At 71.3% G+C, this 21,240-nt stretch carries 19 protein-coding genes and 1 pseudogene; 6 read left to right on the forward strand and 14 right to left on the reverse strand.

What is annotated here, in order from left to right:
- Window positions 1–30 precede the first annotated feature (30 nt).
- The 7 genes and pseudogenes from AC4H2G_RS14225 to AC4H2G_RS14255 form a co-directional block, all read right to left on the reverse strand.
- Window positions 31–1,863 (reverse strand): ABC transporter ATP-binding protein, encoded by a 1,833-nt coding sequence (locus AC4H2G_RS14225; RefSeq protein WP_494366373.1) that lies wholly within the window; start codon window positions 1,861–1,863, stop codon window positions 31–33.
- A complete protein-coding gene (locus AC4H2G_RS14230) occupies window positions 1,863–2,864 on the reverse strand; it encodes an ABC transporter permease (RefSeq protein ID WP_494366374.1) in 1,002 nt (333 codons plus the stop codon). Before AC4H2G_RS14230 ends, AC4H2G_RS14225 begins: the two co-directional genes overlap by 1 nt.
- Window positions 2,865–2,978: 114 nt before the next feature.
- Window positions 2,979–4,499 (reverse strand): ABC transporter permease, encoded by a 1,521-nt coding sequence (locus AC4H2G_RS14235; protein WP_494366375.1) that lies wholly within the window; start codon window positions 4,497–4,499, stop codon window positions 2,979–2,981.
- A gap of 197 nt (window positions 4,500–4,696) precedes the next feature.
- Window positions 4,697–6,502: an ABC transporter family substrate-binding protein gene (locus AC4H2G_RS14240; protein ID WP_494366376.1), complete on the reverse strand. Its 1,806-nt coding sequence runs from the start codon at window positions 6,500–6,502 to the stop codon at window positions 4,697–4,699.
- A 336-nt stretch (window positions 6,503–6,838) separates the two neighbouring features.
- Entirely contained in the window at window positions 6,839–7,165 is a 327-nt protein-coding gene (locus tag AC4H2G_RS14245) for a DUF6357 family protein (RefSeq protein WP_494366377.1), read from the reverse strand.
- A gap of 7 nt (window positions 7,166–7,172) precedes the next feature.
- Window positions 7,173–7,289: pseudogene (locus tag AC4H2G_RS14250) on the reverse strand (hypothetical protein); the annotation flags it as partial.
- Window positions 7,290–7,324: 35 nt separating this feature from the next.
- The gene (locus tag AC4H2G_RS14255; protein WP_494366378.1) at window positions 7,325–7,897 is read right to left on the reverse strand and encodes a helix-turn-helix domain-containing protein; all 573 of its coding nucleotides are present in this window, start codon (window positions 7,895–7,897) and stop codon (window positions 7,325–7,327) included.
- Between the two features lie 127 nt (window positions 7,898–8,024).
- Here AC4H2G_RS14255 and AC4H2G_RS14260 point away from each other — a divergent pair, with 127 nt between their 5' ends.
- Both AC4H2G_RS14260 and AC4H2G_RS14265 read left to right on the forward strand, forming a co-directional pair.
- On the forward strand, window positions 8,025–8,630 hold the full coding sequence (locus AC4H2G_RS14260) for an SAM-dependent methyltransferase (protein WP_494366379.1): 606 nt from the start codon (window positions 8,025–8,027) through the stop codon (window positions 8,628–8,630).
- A 33-nt stretch (window positions 8,631–8,663) separates the two neighbouring features.
- Complete coding sequence (locus AC4H2G_RS14265; protein WP_494366380.1) at window positions 8,664–9,164, forward strand: DinB family protein; 501 nt, start codon at window positions 8,664–8,666, stop codon at window positions 9,162–9,164.
- A 63-nt stretch (window positions 9,165–9,227) separates the two neighbouring features.
- On the opposite strand, the gene AC4H2G_RS14270 is transcribed toward AC4H2G_RS14265, so the two are convergent.
- The 5 genes from AC4H2G_RS14270 to AC4H2G_RS14290 all read right to left on the reverse strand — a co-directional run bounded on the left by AC4H2G_RS14270 (window position 9,228) and on the right by AC4H2G_RS14290 (window position 14,204).
- Entirely contained in the window at window positions 9,228–10,106 is an 879-nt protein-coding gene (locus AC4H2G_RS14270; protein ID WP_494366381.1) for an alpha/beta fold hydrolase, read from the reverse strand.
- 2 nt (window positions 10,107–10,108) lie between these two features.
- Window positions 10,109–10,549 carry a hypothetical protein gene (locus tag AC4H2G_RS14275; RefSeq protein WP_494366382.1) on the reverse strand — a complete coding sequence of 147 codons (441 nt, stop codon included), beginning with the start codon at window positions 10,547–10,549 and terminating at the stop codon, window positions 10,109–10,111.
- A 44-nt stretch (window positions 10,550–10,593) separates the two neighbouring features.
- Window positions 10,594–11,679 carry a redox-regulated ATPase YchF gene (gene ychF / locus AC4H2G_RS14280; protein ID WP_494366383.1) on the reverse strand — a complete coding sequence of 362 codons (1,086 nt, stop codon included), beginning with the start codon at window positions 11,677–11,679 and terminating at the stop codon, window positions 10,594–10,596.
- Between the two features lie 63 nt (window positions 11,680–11,742).
- The gene (locus AC4H2G_RS14285) at window positions 11,743–13,329 is read right to left on the reverse strand and encodes a hypothetical protein (protein ID WP_494366384.1); all 1,587 of its coding nucleotides are present in this window, start codon (window positions 13,327–13,329) and stop codon (window positions 11,743–11,745) included.
- Window positions 13,311–14,204: an ABC transporter ATP-binding protein gene (locus tag AC4H2G_RS14290; RefSeq protein WP_494366385.1), complete on the reverse strand. Its 894-nt coding sequence runs from the start codon at window positions 14,202–14,204 to the stop codon at window positions 13,311–13,313. The genes AC4H2G_RS14285 and AC4H2G_RS14290 overlap by 19 nt, the downstream gene beginning before the upstream one ends.
- Window positions 14,205–14,335: 131 nt before the next feature.
- Here AC4H2G_RS14290 and AC4H2G_RS14295 point away from each other — a divergent pair, with 131 nt between their 5' ends.
- Complete coding sequence (locus AC4H2G_RS14295; protein ID WP_494366386.1) at window positions 14,336–15,868, forward strand: DNA recombination protein RmuC; 1,533 nt, start codon at window positions 14,336–14,338, stop codon at window positions 15,866–15,868.
- An 18-nt stretch (window positions 15,869–15,886) separates the two neighbouring features.
- On the opposite strand, the gene AC4H2G_RS14300 is transcribed toward AC4H2G_RS14295, so the two are convergent.
- Window positions 15,887–16,915 (reverse strand): 4-hydroxy-3-methylbut-2-enyl diphosphate reductase, encoded by a 1,029-nt coding sequence (locus AC4H2G_RS14300; protein WP_494366465.1) that lies wholly within the window; start codon window positions 16,913–16,915, stop codon window positions 15,887–15,889.
- Between the two features lie 240 nt (window positions 16,916–17,155).
- Between AC4H2G_RS14300 and xseA the strand changes: the two genes are divergently transcribed.
- The 3 genes from xseA to AC4H2G_RS14315 all read left to right on the forward strand — a co-directional run bounded on the left by xseA (window position 17,156) and on the right by AC4H2G_RS14315 (window position 19,909).
- Window positions 17,156–18,460: an exodeoxyribonuclease VII large subunit gene (gene xseA, locus AC4H2G_RS14305; RefSeq protein WP_494366387.1), complete on the forward strand. Its 1,305-nt coding sequence runs from the start codon at window positions 17,156–17,158 to the stop codon at window positions 18,458–18,460.
- A gap of 112 nt (window positions 18,461–18,572) precedes the next feature.
- Window positions 18,573–18,881, forward strand: coding sequence for an exodeoxyribonuclease VII small subunit (locus tag AC4H2G_RS14310; RefSeq protein WP_494366388.1), 309 nt, complete (start codon window positions 18,573–18,575; stop codon window positions 18,879–18,881).
- The gene (locus AC4H2G_RS14315; RefSeq protein WP_494366389.1) at window positions 18,878–19,909 is read left to right on the forward strand and encodes a carbohydrate kinase family protein; all 1,032 of its coding nucleotides are present in this window, start codon (window positions 18,878–18,880) and stop codon (window positions 19,907–19,909) included. Before AC4H2G_RS14310 ends, AC4H2G_RS14315 begins: the two co-directional genes overlap by 4 nt.
- Before the next feature lie 39 nt (window positions 19,910–19,948).
- Here the strand turns inward: AC4H2G_RS14315 and AC4H2G_RS14320 are convergent, their stop codons facing one another.
- Complete coding sequence (locus tag AC4H2G_RS14320; protein ID WP_494366390.1) at window positions 19,949–21,202, reverse strand: ABC transporter ATP-binding protein; 1,254 nt, start codon at window positions 21,200–21,202, stop codon at window positions 19,949–19,951.
- Window positions 21,203–21,240 lie beyond the last annotated feature (38 nt).

The following is a 21,240-nucleotide window of genomic DNA, read 5'->3' on the forward strand; positions in this document are numbered from 1 at the left end:
CGCACGCGATGCGCCGGCCCGGGTCGTTCGTCAGCCGGGGAAGCCGCCCATGCCGCCGCCGCGGAGGGACGCGTTGCCCTCGGGGTTCGCCGTGGGCGTCAGCGGCTCGAACGGGGTCACCGGGTCCTGCAGCTCCGTCGCCCGCTCTCCGAGCGACACGAGGAGCGCGTGGCGCGCCTCACGACGACGCCGCTGCTCGCCCGGCTCGGGCACCGGTGCGGCCGCGAGAAGCCGCTTGGTGTACTCCTCGCGCGGGTCGTGCAGCACGTCGGCGCGCAGCCCCTGCTCGACGATCCTGCCGTCCTGCAGCACCACGACGCGGTGCGCGAGCAGGTCGATCACCGCGAGGTCGTGGCTCACGAACAGGCACGCGAACTGGTAGCGCTCCTGCAGGGTGGTGAACATCTGCAGGACGCTCGCCTGCACGGACACGTCGAGCGCCGACGTCGGCTCGTCCGCGACGAGCAGCTCGGGGTCGAGCGTCAGCGCGCGGGCGATGCTCACGCGCTGTCGCTGTCCGCCCGACAGCTCGTGCGGGTAGCGGTTGAACGCGCTGCGGGGCAGCTCGACGGCGTCGAGCAGCTCGTAGACGCGCGCCTGCTGCGCCTTCGCGTCGCCGACCTGGTGGACGACGAGCGGCTCCGCGATGCAGTCGCCGACCGGCATGCGCGGGTTGAGCGACGCGGCCGGGTCCTGGAACACCACGCCGATCCGCTTGCGCATGGCCTTGAGCTGCGCCTTGCTCATGCGACCGAAGTCGTCGCCGAAGATCGACACCGACCCGCTCGCCGCCGGGATGAGACCGAGCGCGCACCGCCCGATGGTCGACTTGCCCGAGCCGGACTCACCGACCAGACCGACGATCTCGCCCTGGCGCACCTGGAACGACACGTCGTCGACGGCGCGGAACGGCGGCTTGCCGAGGCGCTGGTACTCGATGACGAGGTTGCGCAGGTCCAGCGCGGGGGCCTCGGACGCGTCCGTGACGTGGTCGATGACGTCCTCGGTCGCGGTGCCGAACTGCCCCGGCCCCGAGCCCAGGTGCGGGACGGAGCCCAGCAGCCGCTTCGTGTACTCGTGCTGCGGGTGGTTGAGCACCTGCTCCGCGGTGCCCATCTCCACGAGGTCACCCTTGAGCATCACGGCGACGCGGTCGGCCATGTCGGCCACGACGCCCATGTTGTGCGTGATGAGGAGGATTCCCGTGTTGAGCTTGTCCTTGAGCGAGCGCAGCAGGTCGAGGATCTCGGCCTGGACCGTGACGTCGAGCGCCGTGGTCGGCTCGTCCGCGATGATCACCTTCGGGTCGCAGCTGATCGCGAGGGCGATGACCACGCGCTGGCGCTGACCGCCCGAGAGCTCGTGCGGGTACTGCTTGAGCCGGCGCTCGGGCTCGGGGATGCCGACCATGCGCAGCAGCTCGGCCGCGCGGGCGTCGGCCTGCTTGCCGAACGCGATCCCGTGGAGCTGGAGGGCCTCCGCGAGCTGGTCGCCGATCGTGAGCACCGGGTTGAGCGCCGTCATGGGCTCCTGGAACACCATGGCCACGTCGTTGCCGCGCATGCGCCGCAGGCCGCGCAGGTCGAGGTCGTTCACGACCTTGTCCCCGACACGGATGGTGCCAGCCACCGTGGCGTTCTTGGGCAGCAGGCCGAGAGCCGTCATGGACGTGACGGACTTGCCCGAGCCGGACTCGCCCACGAGGGCGACGACCTCCCCCGGCCGCACGTCGAGCGTGATGCCCTTGACCGCGTGGACCGTGCCGAACTCGGTGCCGAACCGGACGTCGAGGTCCTCGAAGGACAGCACGGCGTCCGGACGGAAGCCCGCAGTCTCCTCGGCGGAGATGTCGATGGTCGTCATCAGGCCTTGCTCCTGTTCTGGCGAGGGTCGAACGCGTCGCGCAGGCCGTCGCCGAGGAAGTTCACCGCGAGGGCGATCGCGAGGATCATGATGCCCGGCCACCAGAAGAGCCACGGACGGGTGGTGAAGGCCGTGTCGAACTCGTTGATCAGCAGACCGAGCGACGTGTCGGGAGCCTGCACGCCGAAGCCCAGGTAGGACAGCGACGTCTCGAGGAGGATCGCCGAGGCGATCGCCAGGGTCGCCGAGACGATGATGACGCCGATCGCGTTCGGGAGGATGTGCTTGGTGATGATCCGCGAGGGACCCGTGCCGATGGCGCGGGCCGCGGTGACGAACTCGCGCTCGCGCAACGAGAGCACCTCGCCGCGCACGAGCCGTGCGAGCCCGGTCCAGGTCACCGCACCGAGCACGAGCGCCAGTCCCCAGATCCCCCACGTGCTCGCCATCTTGCCGAGCACCGCAGCGAAGACGAGGAGCGGGATGATGATGAACAGGTCGGTGAGGCGCATGAGCAGCGCCTCGATCCAGCCGCGGTAGTAGCCGGCGAGAGCACCGATGAGCGTGCCGAGGAACGTGGAGATGATCCCGACGCCGAGCGCGATGATCAGCGACTGCTGCGTGCCGCGCATGACGAGCGCGAAGTAGTCACGACCGGTCTGGTCCTGACCGAACGGATGCAGCCACGACGGCCGCCCCCCGTCGATCGGCGTGCCGGTCGAGCTGTAGTCGAACTGCCACCAGCCGGGGATCGGGCCGATGCCGATCGACGTGAAGGAGACCACGACGATCACCACGAGCACGACGAGGGACGCCATCGCGCCCTTGTGCCGGAAGAACCGGCGGCGCACGAGCTGGCCCTGGCTGTAGGACTTGTCGTCCTGGGGGTCCGACCCGACGGCGATCGCCGTCGACTTCGACCCCTCGGCGTCGATCCCCTGCACCGTGGGGATCACCTCGAAGGACTGGTCGCCCCTCTGGGCGCGGTCGTCGTTACTCATCCCGGCCTCCGGGTGTCGCTGCGCGGGGCGTGCAGGTCGTGCGCCCGCTCGTCGGTGTCTGCGTGCCGGCCATGGTCGCCGGCCGATGCGTGGTTCGTGCCGTCGTCATCCCGCTCACCGCCGGATCCGCGGGTCGAGGTACGCGTAGGCGATGTCCGCGAGCATGTTCATGAAGATCGCCGCGATCGCGGTCAGGAGGAAGAACGCCATGACCGGGTTGGGGTCGACGTTGTCGAGTCCCGTCCTGAACAGCTCGCCCATGCCCTTCCACCCGAACACCGTCTCGGTGATGACCGCGCCACCGATGAGGCCGGCGAAGTCGAACGCGACGATCGTCGTGATGGGGATGAGCGCGTTGCGGAACGCGTGCTTCGTGATCACGGCACGCTCGGACAGGCCCTTGGAACGGGCCGTCCGCACGTAGTCCTGGCCCATGACCTCGAGCATCGACGAGCGCGTGTAGCGGCTGTACGACGCGACCGAGATCAGGGTGAGCAGGATCGTGGGGAGCAGGAGCTGCGCGCCCTTGTCGAGGAACGACTCCCAGAACCCACCGGTGAAGTTGGGCGTCTCGGAACCGATCGTCGAGATCGGGCGGGACTTGAGGCCGAGGAAGCTCGAGAAGTGCGCCATCGCGACGTCCGCGACGATGAGGACGCTCATGATGACGCCCGTGATCGTGGACGCGAACATCGCCTGGCGGCGGGAGTAGCCGCCCCACAGGTAGCCGACGAGCATCGACAGACCGATCGCGAGCACGAAGAGCCCGACGAGGACCAGCCAGCCGCTCGGCTCGACGAGGATCCCGGCGAAGGCGAAGTACGAGGCCACCCCGACGACGACGGTCGTGAGCGTCGCGTAGAGCACGCGCCGGTTGGCGAGTCCCGTCACGAGCGACGTGACGAGCACGGCCGCGCCTGCACCGAAGAGGGTGACGACGACCGGGCCCATGAACGGGTTGCGGTACCAGTCGATCGCGTTGAAGACGAACATCACGACGGTCGCGAAGACGAACGTCGCACCGGCGGTGAGCAACCGTCGTCTCGCGTCGCCGCCGAGGACCGCCTGCGCGACGAAGCCGAGCAGCGCCGCGATCAGGAGGATGACGGGTGGACTGACCAGTCCTTCGGCGATCCAGTCGTTGTAGCGGATCGCGCCGTACTCCTTGAGCAGCACGGCCGCCCAGAAGACGGGGAGCGAGAAGAAGAGGAAGGCGCCGAACGTCACGGAGTAGTCGAACCCGGAGTACTGGCGGATCGCCGTGAGGATGCCGAGCGCGACGCCGACGATGATCGCGAGGATCGTCGCGAGGACCACGAGGCGCAGCGTCGAGCTCGCGGCCTGGCCGAGCAGGACGCCGACGTCCCGGCCGGTTCGGTCGAGACCGAAGTCGCAGTTGAGCGTCACGCACTTGCTGACCCCGGTGAGCCAGTTCCAGTAGCGGACGAGATCGGGGTCGTCGAGGCCCATGAAGGCGCTTCGAGCGTCCATCTGTTGTTGAGCGTTGTCGGCGTTCGACTCGCGGAGATCCTTCAGGGGGTCGCCCGAGTTGATCACCATGATGTACAGGAGGAACGACGCGCTGAGGAGCACCAGGAACGAGATCCCGATGCGCCGCAGGATGAATCTGAGCACGGGTTTACCCTTCAAGCCTGGCGCCGGTCGGGCGCCTGCTCCGTGTGGGACAGCAGATCACTGTATGCCACCGGTGGACGTGTTCCGTCATCGCTCCGCCCGAGCACCCCTGTGGGGCAGGAGGAGGACCTCCTGCCCCACAGGGTGCTCGGTCGGAGCGAGCTCACGGAGCGTGTGCTACCGGGAGCGGGTCACGCTCAGCTGGCGCGGGCCCACTGCTCCGCGTTCCACACGACCGTGCTCTGCGTCGCGGTGTCGCGGACGTTCTGCAGGTTCGAGTTGAACGCCACGACGCCCGGGTGGGCGAACACGGGGATGCCGAACAGGGTGTCCCAGAGCTGCTTCTCGATGATCTTGGTCTGCTCGAGGTGAACCTCGGGGTCGACCGACGACGCGAGCGTGTCCCAGGCCTCGTCGACGACGGGGTCGCTGTACTCGCCGTAGTTCTGCGGCTGCCCCGTCGCGTAGATGTTCTGACCCGAGGCGATCTGGCCCGAGCCGGCCCACGCGAAGAGCGCGACCTCGTAGTCACCGTTCGGGAGCGTGTTGTCGAAGAAGTCGGCAGCGCCGACGTCCTGGACCTCGAAGCCGGCCTGGTCGCAGCTGGCCTTGATGAGGGCGACCTGGTCGGCGCGGCGCGGGTTCGGCGCCGAGTAGCCGATACGGACCGTGACGGGCGCCTGGACACCGGCCTCCGCGATCTTGGCCTTCGCCCCGTCGATGTCGACCTCGTCGAAGCGACCGTCGTACGCCGCCTCGACGACCTCGTCGTAGTTCTCCTGGAACGGGAAGACCTCGCGGAGGTTCATGACGGTCGCGTCCGGGTTGATCGGCGCGATGAGGTTGTCGATGATCTGCTGGCGCGGCACGCAGAGCGCGAACGCCTCGCGCAGGGGCAGGCTGTCGGCGAAGACGTTGCCCTCGCGGAAGTTGAAGTCGAGGTGCTCCCACGTGAGCGACGAGCCCGTGAGGACCGTGACGGAGTCGCCGATCGCCTCGAGCTGGCCGAGCGTGTCGACCGTCGCCTGCGGCTCGATGACGTCGAGGTCACCGTTCTGCAGCGCCTGGACGTGCGTGTCCGCGGCGGTGAAGCGGAACGTCAGCTCCTCGGTCGCGGGCGGCGTGCCCCAGTACTCGGGGTTCGCCGTGAGCGTCAGGGACTGGCCGGCGGTCCAGCCGTTCTCCTTGAACATGTACGGGCCGGACGACGGCACGAGGGCCGGGTCGGGCAGCTCGCCGGAGGCGGAGAGCCAGCCGGTGTTCCAGAACTCGGCGACGGGCGCGAGCGCCGCGTAGTCGCGGTCACGGACGGCGGAGACGAGCTCCTCCGTCGTCATGCCGGTCTGCTCGGCGGCGACGTGCGCCGGGAGCGGAGCGGCGACGAGGATCTCCCAGTCGGCGTAGACGGTCGGGTAGTCGAGCACGAACTCCTTGCCGTCCGCGTCGCCCTGCGGGCCCTCGGGCACGTACTCGCCGTACGTCAGGCCGGAGACGTGGTTGAACAGCGGGGCCTCGGGGTCGGCCTCGGTCGGGATCGCCTGCGCGGCCCAGTCGAGGACGAAGTCGGCCACGGTGATCGGCGTGCCGTCGGACCACGTCGCGTCGTCGGCGATGGTGTACGTGACCTGCAGCGGGTCCTCGTTCGTGACCTCGAACGTGCCGAACTCCTCGTCGTGGCAGATCGTGCCGTCGACGCCGAAGTAGAAGAACTGGCCCTGGATCCGCTCGGTGACGACGGAGTTGTACGTCGAGTACGTCTCCGGGGTCCACGAGTTGTAGCCCAGGAACTCGTCCTCGCCGACCGAGAACGAGACGTTGCCGTCAGCAGTCTCCGTGACGCCGGTGTCCTGCTTGCAGGGGTCGTCCGGGTCCACCTCGGCGGCCGCGGTGGTCTCCGTCGACTCCGCGTCGTCCTCGTTGCCTGCCGGGCTCGAGCACGCTGAGAACAGCAGTGCTCCCGTGGCTGCCACCGCGATGGCAGCGCTCGTGCGCCTGATCTTCAATGTTCCTCCTCCAAGGGATGGTGAGCACGGCCTCGGTCGTCATGTCGCCCTCGGCCGCCCCGCCGTCGCGCTGCCCGGATGTGTGCCGGTGCGCGCGGTCGGGTGACGCCCACCACGGTTTCGGGCAACGCTACCTACCAAGTTGCGCCAGTTCTCCCATGTGCCCGGTTGCGGAGGGCGATCGTTACCGAGTTGATACTGGGCGGTACGACGCCGCTGCACGGGGGAAATCGCAGGGAAACCGCCGCGAAACACCCGCCGACGTGCCGTGACGCGCATCACGTGTTCTCACGATGTGGCCGGGGGGCAAGACCGGTGCGCGACGCCCGCGGGCACTCAGTTCCCGAGCTCCGCGCCGCGACGCCGACGCGCGGCCTCGAGCTCCCCGACGTCCGAGATCCAGGGGCCGTGCGGCTCGAGGGCCGCGCAGCCGCCGCGCACGAACGTGCTCACGAGAGCCCGGTATCCGTCGAGCCCGTCGACCAGGCAGTACTCGACGCGATACTCCGGGTCCGCGCCGCCCGCACCCTCCGGCACGGTCGTGATTGGCGACGAACTCCCAGAACTCGACGGCCGGCACGCCGTCCTCGCCGAACGAGATTCCGTCTGCCTCGAGTCGTCGTCGCGTCTCTGCGTGCACGACGCCGCGCCGGCGCACGTCACGCTCCAGGAGGCGGAGAAGGGTCTCCCGCGACGTGTTCGGGTGCTTCGCCACCTCGACCCTGACGCCCCAGAACGTGTCCTGTGCCGACCGATCGAGAACTGCGGCGCTGGGGTGCCGACTCATCGCGGCCCTGCACGTTCCGCGGATGCCGTGGCCTGCTAGACGTCGATGACGTGGAGGCGTTCGCCCTGCACGCCGTAGAGGGCGATGACCTCGGCGGGCCGATCCTCGCGAGCGTTCGCGATCCAGTGCGGGGTCATCGTGTCGAACTCGGCAGCTTCACCGGCTTCGAGGACGGTGCGCTGATCGGACAGCGCAAGGACGACCGCGCCCTCGAGAACGTAGAACCACTCACGCCCGGGATGCGTGTGATATTTCAGGGGGCCTGCCTTGCCGCTCGGCGGGTAGATCACCTTGAAGCCCTGCAGCCCCCCTGCGTGGACGCCGAGGGGGACGAAGGTCAGGCCGTGCCTGCGGACGGGCTTGAGGTGGACTCTCGGGTCGCCGACCCGAGGAGCCGCGACGAGCTCGTCCAGGGGCAGTCCATAGACCCGCGCAAGAGGCAGGAGCTGTTCCAGGCTGGGGCGCACGAGACCCCGTTCCAGCCGGGAGATGGTGCTGGCCGAGATCCCGCTGCGCTCGGCGAGCTCGGCCAGGTTGAGCCCGAGCGTCTGACGGAACCCCCGCAGCCTCGGGCCGACCGCGCTGAGCACGTCGTCGTCGTCGTCCATGCGCCCCTCCTCTTCCTGACAGCTCTTCCTCACAACCACCGCCGTTGCACTTCTGCAAGATCGCTGGCGTTCTTGCAACCAGTGGTGCGAGTGTAGATCAGGTGACCCGGCGACGACAGGAGAAGTCATGACCACCGCTACACCCGCCCGCCCGGTGCCAGGTAGGCGCCCCGCACCGAACACTCGTCTCGTCGAGCTGACCTCCGAGCTCGCCCCGGGCGAGGCCCTGGACCTGGGGTGCGGCAACGGCGGCGATGCTCTCTGGCTCGCTCGGCGCGGCTGGACGGTGACCGCGCTCGACCTCTCCGCGACATCGGTGGACGGGTTGACGCGACGCGCCCAGGAGGCCGGCCTCGAGGATCGGATCACCGCGACCCGGACGGACCTCAACCAGTGGTCGCCTGCCGGCACGTTCGACCTCGTCAACGCCCACTACCTGCATGCCGTGTCCGCCCTGGACCGCACCGGGGTCTTCAGGAGCGCGGCCCACGCCCTGCGGCCAGGAGGACGTCTCCTGATCGTCGACCATGGCTCGACCGCTCCGTGGTCGTGGAATCGCGGCCCTGATGTCCGCTACCCGAGCCCGCGAGAGGTCAGCGCCGACATCGATCTCGACCCCTCGACCTGGCAGGTCCTCAGAGCCGACGCCCAGCAGCGCACGGCGACCGGCCCGGACGGGCGCACCGCCGAGGTCACCGACCACATCCTGATGATCCAGCGCGCCGAGCACTGACGCCGGAAGAAACGGACCCGCGAGGAGAGCCTCATGACCACAGCCCGACGGCGCTCACGACGTCGTGATGTTCCTCCGCCGAGAACCGGAAACACCGAAGCCGAAGTGCTCCGTGGATTCCTCGACTACCTCCGCGAATCCATCGCGACCAAGGTGGAGACCACCCCCGAGCCGGACGTGAGAACCGCCCAGGTGGTGTCGGGGACAAATCTCCTGGGGCTGATCAACCACCTCACCCACGTCGAGGAGTCCGTCTTCCTCGGCCGCAGGACCACCGACTGGCCGGCGACGTTCCGGTGCGCCGAGACGGACACGCTCGACGACGTGGTCGCCCGCTACCGCTCCGTGGCGGAGGAGGCCAACGCGGTGCTGGACACCTGTGACGACCTCTCCGGGCCCGTTCCCCACGCTGGTAGTGATCGTGCGGGCCGCAGCGCACGCTGGGCGCTGACGCACATGATCGAAGAGACCGGCCGCCACGCCGGGCACGTAGACATCCTCCGCGAGCTCATCGACGGGACCACCGGCAGATGAGGAGGAGCGGGGAAGAGATCGGCACATCACCGCTCACGTCGCAGACCAGTGACCATCGTCCGGTCAGCAGGTTGCCGCGCGATCTCCGAGGGGAAGCAACCATCCGCGCAGCGCACGGATCCACTCGTCGAAGGCATCGAGGTGCGCGTCGTGGCTGCCGGCTGCGAGATCGATCCGCTCCGTCGAAGGGCGTCGCCGGATCAGCTCCTCCTTGTCGGCGTCGCTGAAGGTTCCGCCCTTCGCGAAGATCGCGAGCGTCGGAACCTTCAACGCCTCCCACTCGTCCCAGCGCGGCTCGTGCACGGCCTCGATCGTGCGCTGCCTGACGTCGGCGTCGAAGCGCGGTCGCAGCCCGTCGTGGACCGCCTCGAGGTCGGCGCCCCACGCATCGCCGATCGCCTCCGATCCGAGGAAGGCGCGTGCCTCCTCCACGTCGGTGAACGGCAGCGGCCACGACGCGAAGAACTCGCCCAGCCCGACGGCCTCACCCGGGTCGTCACTGCCGACGACGTGCCCCTCGAGCATGACGAGACGCTCGACGAGATCCGGGCGCGCCGCAGCGGTGAGGAAGGCCGTGTGCGCCCCCGTCGACTGACCGACAAGAACGCACCGCTCCCCCGGCGCGTGCTGCTCCAGGACGTGTGCGACGTCGTCGACAAAGGCCTCGCGCGACAGGTCCGCCGGTCGCCGAGTGCTGAGACCGTGACCTCGCTGGTCCAGGAGAAAAACGGGGAAGGAGTCGGTGAGCGCATCTGCGGTGGGCAAGAGCTCCCGTGAGCTGCCGGCGAGCCCGTGCAGGAGAAGAAGGGGCGGCCCGTCACCACCACGATCGATGACGGAGAGCGCCACATCATCTCGGCGGACCGTCAGATGGAAGGCATCGGTCATGCAGTCACTTCCTTCGCCGCACGGACCAGCCCGGCCTTGCGCATCATCGATCAACGTCAGAAGTCCGAGTCGGCCAGGCCTATCTCTCGCCACCTTGCCGTCGCCTCGACTCTCGGCAGCCAGGCGAACTCGAAGACCCACCGGGGACCAGTCCGGGTGTAGCGGACCCGCCTGCCGAAGAGGCCTCGGCGCTCCCGTCGGATGCTTGGCCCGAAGTGGTCGAGCACGCCGGCTTCCAGCTCGCGAACGGTGTACCAGCCAGGTCCGTAGTCCTCGAAGGAGCGTTCCTTGGTTCCGTCGGTCCAGACAATGACGAACCACAACCATGGTGAAGTAGACGGGAACTTGATCTCGCCGACAACGCTGGCGAGATGACCTTTCACGACGCCGTCGATCGTCAGCGTGCCGACTCCATGGTCGTAGGCACGAAGCTGCGGATCGGGCAGGACGTACTCGGCGTCACCCGGCCACAGCCGGTCTCCACGGGCTCCACCCATGCCGGCGATTATGCACGTTCTCCGCGGCTGAGGCTGATCTGGAGCTAGACATTGAACCTGAACTCCACGACGTCGCCGTCGGCCATGACGTAGTCCTTGCCCTCGATGCGCGCCTTGCCCGCCGCGCGCGCCGCCTGGACCGACCCGGCCTCGACGAGGTCGTGGAACGAGACGACCTCGGCCTTGATGAAGCCGCGCTCGAAGTCCGTGTGGATGACTCCCGCCGCCTGCGGGGCGGTCCAGCCCGTGCGGATGGTCCACGCGCGCGACTCCTTGGGCCCGGCGGTGAGGTACGTCTGCAGCCCGAGGGTGCCGAAGCCGACGCGCGCGAGCTGGTCCAGCCCGGGCTCGTCCACGCCCGACTCCGCGAGCATCTCCTTCGCCTCGTCGGGCTCGAGCTCGACGAGCTCGGACTCGAACTTCGCGTCGAGGAAGATCGCCTGCGCGGGGGCGACGAGGGCGCGGAGCCGGTCCTGCATCGCGGTGTCGGCGAGGCCGGCGTCGTCCGTGTTGAAGACGAAGATGAACGGCTTCGCGGTGAGGAGCTGGAAGCTCGCGACGTCGGCGAGGTCGAGTCCCGCGTCCGCGGCGCCCTGGTACAGGGTGCGGCCGGCCTCGAGGATCTGCTGGGCCTTCTTCCCGGCGTCGACGAGCGCCGGGTCGCCCTTCTTGATCTTGGCCTCCTTCTCGAGGCGCGGGAGCGACTTCTCGAGCGTCTGGAGGTCGGCGAGGATCAGCTCGGTGCTGATGGTCTCCATGTCACCCTCGGCGTCGACGGACCCGTCCACGCGCACGACGTCCGGGTCGGAGAACACGCGGGTCACCTGGCAGATCGCGTCCGCCTCGCGGATGTTCGCGAGGAACTTGTTGCCGAGGCCCTCGCCCTCGCTCGCGCCCTTGACGATCCCCGCGATGTCGACGAACGACACGGTCGCCGGAAGGATCTTCTGGCTGCCGAAGATCTCCGCGAGCGTGTCGAGCCGCGGGTCCGGGAGCGGGACGACGCCGACGTTCGGGTCGATCGTCGCGAACGGGTAGTTCGCCGCGAGGACCTGGTTGCGCGTCAGGGCGTTGAAGAGGGTGGACTTGCCGACGTTGGGCAGGCCGACGATGCCGATAGTGAGAGCCACGGGCCACCATCCTACGGGTGAGGTGCCGCGGCACCCTCAGGGAGGAGCCGAGGCACCGGGCCGTCAGGCGTACGACAGGACGCGCTGGAGCAGCTCGGGCGCTCGCCGGTCGTAGACCTTCGCGCCCCACCGCACGCCGAGCACGAGCACGAGCACCCCGACCGCGAGCCCGACCACGAGCGTCACCCAGCCGAGCACCGCCTGGGGCAGGAGGACGGCGATGACCCCGGGAACGAGGAACGGCAGCGTCAGCGCCAGGGTGACCACCATGGCGACCGTCTGCGCGACGAGGGTCGCCATCGCGGCCCCCTGCGGGGACTTGAACGGACTGTCCCCCGGCTTCGGCACGGGGTAGAGCAGCCGCGCCGACGACGCGCTCGACACCCCGGCCGAGACGAGCAGGGTCCCGAGCGTCAGGCCGAGCAGGGCCGGGAGCGCGTCCCACCGGCCGGCGACCCACACCGAGACGAGGACGAACAGCACGGTCACCGGGGTACCGCCCACGAGGACCGGGATCGCGCGGCCCCACCGGTCCGCGCGGCCGCTCACCCCGGTCGACACGTGCAGCGCGAACGCGGTGTGGTCGTAGGCGATGTCCGCGGAGATCGCGAACCCGAGGATCCACGCGGTGATCGGGCCCAGGATGAGGAAGACGTCCGAGCCCGAGCCCCCGCCGAGGACGAGGAGCACGACCGGGATGAGCGGGACGACCGCGATCGAGCCCGAGTAGCGCGGGTCGCGCAGCCAGTACGTGGTCGTGCGCGCGGCCACCGCGCCGGTCGGCGTCGCCGGGAACCGCGAGAAGAAGCCGAGCCCCTTGGCCTTCCCGCCGGCGCCCGACGTCGGCGGGGTGACGAGGGCCCGCGCGAGCGAGCGGTCCCACACGACCCACGCGACCGCGAGGGTCGCCACGGTCACGGCGAGGCGGGCGAGCGCGAGGCCCCACGCGCCGTCGTGCACCGCCGCGGCCAGTCCCCACGGGGCGCCGAACGGCGTCCAGGCCGCGACGTCGGCGAGACGGGCGACGAGGTCGCGCACGGCGTCGCCGTCGACCGGACCCTCGCCCATCTGCGAGGCGAACCAGCCGAACGCCGGACCGACGAGCACGAGCGGCACGAAGGCCGCGATCGTCACGACCTCGCGGTACCGGCGGGACTCGAGCAGCGGCGCGAGGGCCGTCGTCGTGGCCCGGGAGCCGACGACGCACAGCGCGACCGCGAGCACCGCACCGACGAGCGCGGCCAGCAGCGCGAGCGGCGAGCGCCACCACGCGAGCGAGACGCCGAGGGCGGAGAGCGTCGTCGCGATGCCGGGGATCGACACGACGCCCGCGACCGCGAGACCGGCGAGCAGCCGGCGCTGCGGGATGCCGAACAGGACGAACCGCTGGGGGTCGAGCGTCGCGTCGACGCCGAACGCGAAGAGCGGCACGATCCACCACCCGAGCACGACCAGCGTGCCCAGGAGGATCGCCACCGCGCCCGCGAGCTCCGGGTCGTTCGTGCCGAGCGCGACCATCCCGACGACGACCATCCCCACGACGAACAGCCCGTAGAGCGACCCCAGCACGAACCCGATCGTCTGCCACGTGCTCCGCCGGAAGGCGTTGGCCAACAGCGTGAGCTTGAGCCTTACGAACTGCGCAACCATGCGAGCCCCTCCGAGGTCTGACGGCCGCCGACGAGCTCGACGAAGCGGTCCTCGAGGCTCTGCTCGCCACGCACCTCGTCGACGGTCCCGGCCGCGAGCACGTGCCCGCCCGCGACGACGGCGACGTGGTCGCACATGCGCTGCACGAGGTCCATCACGTGCGACGACACGACGACCGTGCCGCCGCTCGCGACGTAGCCCGCGAGGATGTCGCGGATGTTCGCCGCGGACACGGGGTCGACCGCCTCGAACGGCTCGTCGAGGACGAGCACACGCGGCGCGTGGATGAGGGCCGTCGCGAGCGCGACCTTCTTCGTCATGCCGGCCGAGTAGTCGACGACGAACGTGTTCGCGTCCTGCGCGAGGTCGAGCGTCGCGAGGAGGTCGGTCGTGCGCTCGGCCACGGTGTCGCGGTCCATGCCGCGCAGCAGGCCCGCGTAGGTGATGAGCTGGGCGCCCGTGAGGCGGTCGAAGAGCCGCACGCCGTCGGGCAGGATGCCGAGCTGGCGCTTGCCCGCGACGGGGTCGGCCCAGATGTCGGTGCCGTGGACGTGCGCGCTGCCGAAGTCCGGGCGCAGCAGTCCCGTGCCCATGGACAGCGTGGTCGTCTTGCCCGCGCCGTTCGGCCCGACGAGCCCGTAGAACGAGCCCGCAGGGACGTCGAGGTCGATGCCCGCGACGGCGATCTTCTCGCCGAACCGCTTCCACAGCCCGCGCAGGGAGAGCGCCGCGGACGGGTCCGGGGGCACGGCGGGCGCCTGGCCCGGCGCGTGGCCGGGGACCTGCGCCGCGGGCGGCTCGACCGGGCCGGCGGGCGGGGCGACCGGGCGCGCAGTCGGAGCCGGTGCGCCGGGGGCGGCAGGTGGTTCATGCATCGGATCGACCATGCCCGTCAACCTAGCCGAGACCGGTGCCTCGACTCCGTGCGCTTTGTCACGAGATGCCCGTCGGCTCGCCGAGCACGGCGAGCACCGCCCGTGTCGGTGCCGCGTGGGAGGGTGCGGCCATGGACTCGCCCACGCTCCTGTTCGCCGTCGGCCTCGTGCTCGGGCTCGTCGTCGGTGCGGTGCTCGTGCTCGTCGTGCGCCGCACGTCGCCCGACGGCGCCGCCGCCGAGGTCCGTCGTCTCACCGCGCTCCTCGGTCAGGCGCAGCAGGAGGCGGCGCGCGGGGCCGGACTCGCGGAGCGCCTGGACGCGGAGCGCTCGGGGTTCGAGCGCCAGGTCGCCGCGGAGCGCGAGGCGTTCGTGCGCCAGCTCGCGGCGGCCCAGCGCAGCGCGGACGAGCGCCTCGATCTCGCGCAGGCGTCGCACGAGCAGCAGGTCACGGAGCTCCAGCGCGCGGCGGAGCGCCGCGTGAACGAGGTCCAGGGCGATCACCGGCGGCTCGAGGCGCAGTTCGAGTCGCTGTCGCGGCGCGCGCTCGCCGCGACGTCGGAGCAGTTCCTCGTCCACGCGGAGGAGCGGCTGCGCCGCAGCCACGAGTCGGGGGTCGCCGAGCTCGCCAAGCGGGAGGAGGCGGTCCGCACGCTCGTCGAGCCGCTCGCGCGCTCCCTCGAGCGGATGCGCACCGAGGTCGCCACGGCGGAGCAGGCGCGGGCCGCGGGCCACGCAGCCCTGACGGAGCACCTGCGCCAGCTCTCCCAGGCGAGCGCGGACCTGCGCAGCGGGACCCAGGACCTCGTCACCGCGCTGCGCTCGTCCCAGACGCGCGGTGCCTGGGGGGAGCTCCAGCTGCGGCGCGTCGTCGAGGCGGCGGGGATGCTGTCGCGCGTCGACTTCACCGAGCAGGCGCACGTCGAGACGGAGGACGGCGCGCTGCGGCCCGACATGGTGGTGCATCTCGCCGGCGGGAAGAACGTCGTCGTCGACTCGAAGGTCGCGTTCCTCGGCTACCTCGAGGCGCAGCAGGCCACGGACCCCGCGGTGCGCGAGACACGGCTCGACGCGCACGTGCGGCACATGGTCAAGCACGTCGACGACCTCGCGTCGAAGCGCTACTGGTCGCAGTTCAGCCCGGCACCGGAGTTCGTCGTGATGTTCGTCCCGGCGGAGCCGTTCCTGGCCGCCGCCGTCGAGCGGCGCGGCGACCTCCTCGAGTACGCCATGCGGCGCAACGTCATCGTCGCGACGCCCATGACGCTCATGGCGCTCCTGCGGACGGTCGCGTACGCGTGGCAGCAGGACGCCGTGACCGACAACGCGCACGAGGTGCTGCGCGCGGGGAAGGAGCTGCACTCACGGCTCGTCACCACGGCGCGGCACGTGACCAAGCTGGGCCGATCGCTGAGCGCCGCGACGAAGGACTTCAACGTGTTCGTCGGGTCGCTCGAGACGCGCGTGCTCCCCCAGGCCCGGCGCCTGGTCGACCTGAACGTGGTCGACGAGTCGGAGCGGATCGGTCAGGTGCGCGTGGTGGACGACGTGCCGCGGCCGGTGACCCAGCCCGAGCTCGTGGCGGCGGCGTCCGACGCGGTGGTCGCGATCGACGACCGCCCAAGCGACGACGACGAGGACGGCGCGCGTCAGGCGTTCGCCTGAGCCGTCGGCGCCGGAACCTCAGACCGGCTGGACGGACAGCGAGCGTCGCCCGCCGCGGCCCGGACGGGCGCCGGGACCGGTGGCACCGAGGTCGGACCGCAGCTCGCGCGGCAGCGAGAACATGAGGTCCTCGGTCGCCGTCCGGACCTCCTGGACCTCGCCGAACCCGCGCTCGGCGAGGAACGCGAGCACGTCGTCGACCAGGATCTCGGGGACCGAGGCGCCGGACGTCACGCCGACGGAGGTCGCCCCCTCGAGCCAGGCCTCGTCGATCTCCCGGGCGCGGTCCACGCGGTAGGAGGCACGAGCGCCCGCCTGGAGCGCGACCTCGACCAGCCGCACGGAGTTCGACGAGTTCGCCGAGCCGACGACGATGACGACGTCCGCGTCCGGCGCGAGCTTCTTCACGGCGACCTGGCGGTTCTGCGTCGCGTAGCAGATGTCGTCGCTCGGCGGGTCCTGGAGCGTCGGGAACTTCTCTCGCAGGCGCCGCACCGTCTCCATCGTCTCGTCGACCGAGAGCGTGGTCTGCGAGATCCACACGACCTTGGACGGGTCGCGGACGACGACGTCGTCCACGGCGTCGGGCGAGTTGACGACCTGGACGTGGTCGGGGGCCTCGCCGGCGGTCCCCTCGACCTCCTCGTGGCCGTCGTGCCCGATGAGGAGGATGTCGTAGTCGTCCTTCGCGAACCGCACGGCCTCCTTGTGCACCTTCGTCACGAGGGGGCACGTCGCGTCGATCGTGTCGAGGTTGCGGGCCGCCGCGGCCTCCTTGACGGCGGGCGAGACGCCGTGCGCGGAGAACACGACGCGCGCGCCCTCGGGCACCTCGTCGGTCTCGTCCACGAAGACCGCGCCGCGCTCGCTCAGCGTCTCGACCACGAACTTGTTGTGGACGATCTCCTTGCGCACGTACACCGGCGCGCCGTAGTGCTCGAGCGCCTTCTCCACCGCGACGACGGCGCGGTCGACGCCCGCGCAGTAGCCGCGGGGCGCGGCCAGCAGCACGCGCTTCCCCGGAGCGGACGCGGCGCTGGCCGGCATCGCGGGGGCAGGGGCGGTCGCGGAGGCGGACGGCGTACTGGACGCCGTGGTGCGCGAGGTGGACGGGGTGGTGCTCACGCCCGCCAGTCTAGGTGACCACCCGGTGTCCGCCCGGGGCTGTGGCGGGCGGTGCGCCGAGGCTGCCCCTGCCCTGCACAGGACCGCCACACGCCGCCCTCCCGTGCCCCGACCGCGCACCGCACGAAGCACCGCGTCGGTGGCATGCGGCAGGCTGGACCCATGGTCGCCTCGCTCCCGCTCTCCGACGACGCCCCGTCGCCGGGTGCGCCCCGCGCCGCGGCGTGGCACGAGCTCCCCGCCCGGGCGCTCGACACGAGCGCGGAGCGCCCGTGGCCGGTCCGCCTCCTCGCGCGCAAGATCGAGCAGTACGTCGACCGCATGGCCCCCGTGTGGGTCGAGGGCCAGGTCGTCCAGCTCAACCGGCGTCCCGGCACCTCGACGGCGTTCCTCACGCTGCGCGACACGGACCAGGACATGTCGCTGCCCGTCTCGGCGGCCGTGCGCGTCCTCGACGGGAAGCCCGTCGAGGAGGGGGCGCACGTCGTCGTGCACGCGAAGCCGGTGTTCTGGTCGCGGCGCGGGACGCTGCAGCTCCAGGCGCGCGAGATCCGGCCCGTGGGCGTGGGCGAGCTGCTCGCGCGGATCGAGCACCTGCGGCGCGTCCTCGCGGCGGAGGGCCTGTTCGACGCCGCGCGCAAGGTCCCGCTCCCGTTCCTGCCCGGCGTGGTGGGCCTCGTGTGCGGGCGCGAGTCGAAGGCCGAGCACGACGTCGTCGTCAACGCGCGCGAGCGCTGGCCGCAGGTACGGTTCGAGATCCGCGAGGTCGCGGTCCAGGGCGCCCACGCCGTGCAGCAGGTCGGCGACGCGATCCGCGAGCTCGACGCACGGCCGGAGGTCGACGTGATCGTCGTCGCGCGCGGCGGTGGGTCGGTCGAGGACCTGCTCCCGTTCTCCAACGAGACGCTCGTCCGCACGGCGGCGGCCTGCCGGACGCCCCTGGTCAGCGCGATCGGCCACGAGACCGACGCCCCGCTGCTCGACCTCGTCGCCGACTACCGGGCCTCCACGCCGACCGACGCCGCGAAGCGCATCGTCCCGGACGTGTCCGAGGAGCGCGCGCGGGTCGGACAGGCACGGGCACGGATCCACGCCGCGATCGAGGGTCGCGTCGCGCGCGAGCAGGCGGGGCTCGACGCCGTGCGCTCGCGCCCCGTGCTCGCGTCGCCCGAGGTCATGCTCGTCGACCGGTCGGAGAGGGTCGCCGCCCTTCGCGAGCGCGGGCGCCGCGCGCTGGACACCCGGCTCGTGCGCGCCGCGGGAGAGGTCGGCCGGCTCGAGGGCCAGGTGCGCGCGCTCTCGCCCGCGTCGACGCTCGAGCGGGGGTACGCCGTCGTTCAGCGGGGCGACGGCCACGTGGTGCGCTCCCCCACCGACACCGCGGTCGGGGACGAGCTGCGCGTGCGGCTCGCCCACGGCGAGCTCGCCTCGCAGGTGCTGCGGACCGGCCGCGAGGCCGCGACATGAGACGCGCCAGGTCGTCCGGCCGGACACGGACGCCGTCCAGCCGGGCATGCCGCGCCCGATCCACGCTTCAACCACCGCCCACCGGGCGGACCAGGACCACGACACCGCACAGATGGGGTTCACTAGCGCCGTGACCGATTCCGACAACGCTGTCAGTCAGGACGTCTCCGGGCTCACGTACGAGGAGGCGCGGGACGAGCTCGTCCAGGTCGTCTCGCGCCTCGAGGCCGGGGGCGAGCCGCTCGAGGACTCGCTCGCGCTCTGGGAGCGCGGCGAGGCCCTCGCCGCCCGGTGCCAGCAGTGGCTCGACGGCGCGCGCGCCCGGCTCGACGCCGCGCGCGCCCGCGACGACGCGCCGACCGACGCCCCCGACGACGCGTCCGGCGTCGTCACCGACCGCACCTCCGGAGGAGACCGATGAGCGCGACGCCGGAGCACACCTCGCCGGGCAGCCCGACCTCCACCAACCCGCCCGGGGCGGGCGCGACCACGTCCGGCGTGACCGGCGTGACCGGCGCGACCGTCCAGCACGGCGGGCACGTGCTCGCCGTGGGCGAGGCGCTCATCGACGTGGTGCACCGTGCGGACGGCAGCGTCGACGAGCTGCCGGGCGGCAGCCTGGCCAACGTCGCGCTCACGCTCGGACGCCTGGGCCGCGAGGCGCGCCTCGTCACGTGGATCGGCGACGATGCGCACGGCACGGCGGTGCAGGACTGGCTCGGCGAGTCCGGCGTGACCCTCGCGCCGGGCAGCGCGGCTGCGGAGCGGACCAGCGTCGCGACGGCCTACCTCGACGCGCACGGGGCGGCGACCTACGACTTCGACCTCGAGTGGCAGGTGCCGCCGGGCACGACCGTCGACGCGGGCACGCTCGCCGTGCACACCGGCTCGATCGCCGCGGTGCTCGAGCCCGGCGCGACCGCGGTCCGCGAGCTCGTCGCCTCGGCGCGCTCGACGGCCACCGTCACGTACGACCCGAATGCCCGGCCCGCCCTCATGGGAGACCCGGCCGAGGCGCGGCTACGCATCGAGGCGCTCGTCGCGCTCGCCGACGTCGTCAAGGTCAGCGACGAGGACCTCGCCTGGCTCGCTCCCGGCACGGATCCCCTCACCGTCGCCCGGGACTGGCTCGCCCTCGGCCCGGCGGTGGTGGTCGTGACGCTCGGCGGCGAGGGCGCGGTCGCGGTCTCGGCGGCGGGCGAGCAGCGGGTCACGGCACCGCGGGTCGACGTCGTGGACACCGTCGGGGCCGGCGACTCCTTCATGGGGGCCCTGATCGACGGTCTCTGGGACGCGGACCTGCTCGGCGCGGACCGCCGAGAGGCGTTGCGCGCGATCGACAGCACCACCCTGGCCGGGCTGCTCGAGCGCTGCGTCGCGGTCGCCGCGATCACGGTCTCGCGCGCAGGCGCGAACCCGCCGCGGCGCGCGGAACTGTCCCCCGCCTGACCCTGCGGGCCGAGCGAGGCGCGTGGCGCGAGGCGCGGGTCAGACCTGCGCCTCCTGCTTCTGCGCGCGCTCGAGCGACCGCTTGCGGTCCTCGGCGTTCTCCTGCTCGATGCGCTCGGCCTCGGAGTCGTCGCGGGTGAGGTTCTCGCCCGTCTCGGGGTCGAAGACCATCATCTTCGTCGGGTCGAACCACAGGTCGGTCGTGTCGCCGTCGCGCACGCGCGACGCCGAGTCCAGCGCGACGACGAACTGCGAGCGCTGGCCCTCGCCGTCGAGCTCGCGGTCGAGCTCGTCGAGCTGGCCCTTGACCGACTCGTGCATCTCGAACGGGACGTACGCGTAGAGCTCGGCCCCGAGCCACTCGGTGACGTCGATCTGCGCCTCGAAGGTGTGGCCGCGGTCCTTCTTGGACGGGTCGACGAGCCGTGCGTCCTCGAAGTGCTCCGGGCGCAGGCCGACGATCACCAGCTCGCGGTCCCCCGCGGCGTCGCGCACGCTGTCGGGCAGGTCGAACTCACCGAACGGCAGCCGGATCCTGCCGTCCGAGACCTCGCCCGGCATGAAGTTCATCGGCGGCGTCCCGATGAAGCCGGCGACGAACAGGTTGACCGGCTGCTCGTACAGGCCGCGCGGGCTCGCCACCTGCTGCAGCACCCCGCGACGCAGCACCGCGACGCGGTCGCCGAGCGTCATGGCCTCGGTCTGGTCGTGCGTCACGTAGACGGTGGTCGTCCCGAGGCGCCGCTGCAGGCGCGCGATCTCCGTCCGCGTCTGGCCGCGGAGCTTCGCGTCGAGGTTGGACAGCGGCTCGTCGAAGAGGAACGCCTTCGCGTCGCGCACGATCGCGCGGCCCATCGCGACGCGCTGGCGCTGGCCGCCGGAGAGGTTGGCCGGCTTGCGGTCGAGGTGCTCGCGCAGGTCGAGCATGTCCGCCGCCCGCTCGACCTTGCCGCGGATCTCCTCCTCGGAGTGCTTGCCCTTGGCGAGCCGCAGCGGGAACGCGATGTTCTCGGCGACGGTGAGGTGCGGGTACAGCGCGTAGTTCTGGAAGACCATCGCGAGGTCGCGCTCGCGGGGGGCCTTCTCGTTGACCCGGACGCCGTCGATCTCGAGGTCGCCCGCCGTGATGTCCTCGAGGCCCACGATCATGCGGAGCACCGTGGACTTCCCGGACCCGGACGGCCCGACGAGGATGACGAACTCGCCGTCGGCGATGTCGAGGTCCACCTTGTCCACGGCGAGGAACCCGTCGCCGTAGCGCTTGACGATGTCCTTGAGGGTGATCGACGCCATCAGCTCTCCTCGGTGTGGGCGGGGTTGGTTGTCGTGAG

It is taken from the genome of Cellulosimicrobium sp. BMG9.23, from assembly GCF_059159985.1.

Excerpts from the sequence above, each read along its gene's own strand:
- AC4H2G_RS14225 (WP_494366373.1), bottom strand. The coding sequence starts at position 1,863 with ATGACGACCATCGACATCTCCGCCGAGGAGACTGCGGGCTTCCGTCCG.
- AC4H2G_RS14230 (WP_494366374.1), bottom strand. The coding sequence starts at position 2,864 with ATGAGTAACGACGACCGCGCCCAGAGGGGCGACCAGTCCTTCGAGGTG.
- AC4H2G_RS14255 (WP_494366378.1), bottom strand. The coding sequence starts at position 7,897 with ATGGACGACGACGACGACGTGCTCAGCGCGGTCGGCCCGAGGCTGCGG.
- AC4H2G_RS14260 (WP_494366379.1), top strand. The coding sequence starts at position 8,025 with ATGACCACCGCTACACCCGCCCGCCCGGTGCCAGGTAGGCGCCCCGCA.
- AC4H2G_RS14265 (WP_494366380.1), top strand. The coding sequence starts at position 8,664 with ATGACCACAGCCCGACGGCGCTCACGACGTCGTGATGTTCCTCCGCCG.
- AC4H2G_RS14275 (WP_494366382.1), bottom strand. The coding sequence starts at position 10,549 with ATGGGTGGAGCCCGTGGAGACCGGCTGTGGCCGGGTGACGCCGAGTAC.
- AC4H2G_RS14285 (WP_494366384.1), bottom strand. The coding sequence starts at position 13,329 with ATGGTTGCGCAGTTCGTAAGGCTCAAGCTCACGCTGTTGGCCAACGCC.
- AC4H2G_RS14290 (WP_494366385.1), bottom strand. The coding sequence starts at position 14,204 with ATGCATGAACCACCTGCCGCCCCCGGCGCACCGGCTCCGACTGCGCGC.
- AC4H2G_RS14295 (WP_494366386.1), top strand. The coding sequence starts at position 14,336 with ATGGACTCGCCCACGCTCCTGTTCGCCGTCGGCCTCGTGCTCGGGCTC.
- AC4H2G_RS14300 (WP_494366465.1), bottom strand. The coding sequence starts at position 16,915 with ATGCCGGCCAGCGCCGCGTCCGCTCCGGGGAAGCGCGTGCTGCTGGCC.
- xseA (WP_494366387.1), top strand. The coding sequence starts at position 17,156 with ATGGTCGCCTCGCTCCCGCTCTCCGACGACGCCCCGTCGCCGGGTGCG.
- AC4H2G_RS14310 (WP_494366388.1), top strand. The coding sequence starts at position 18,573 with ATGGGGTTCACTAGCGCCGTGACCGATTCCGACAACGCTGTCAGTCAG.
- AC4H2G_RS14315 (WP_494366389.1), top strand. The coding sequence starts at position 18,878 with ATGAGCGCGACGCCGGAGCACACCTCGCCGGGCAGCCCGACCTCCACC.
- AC4H2G_RS14320 (WP_494366390.1), bottom strand. The coding sequence starts at position 21,202 with ATGGCGTCGATCACCCTCAAGGACATCGTCAAGCGCTACGGCGACGGG.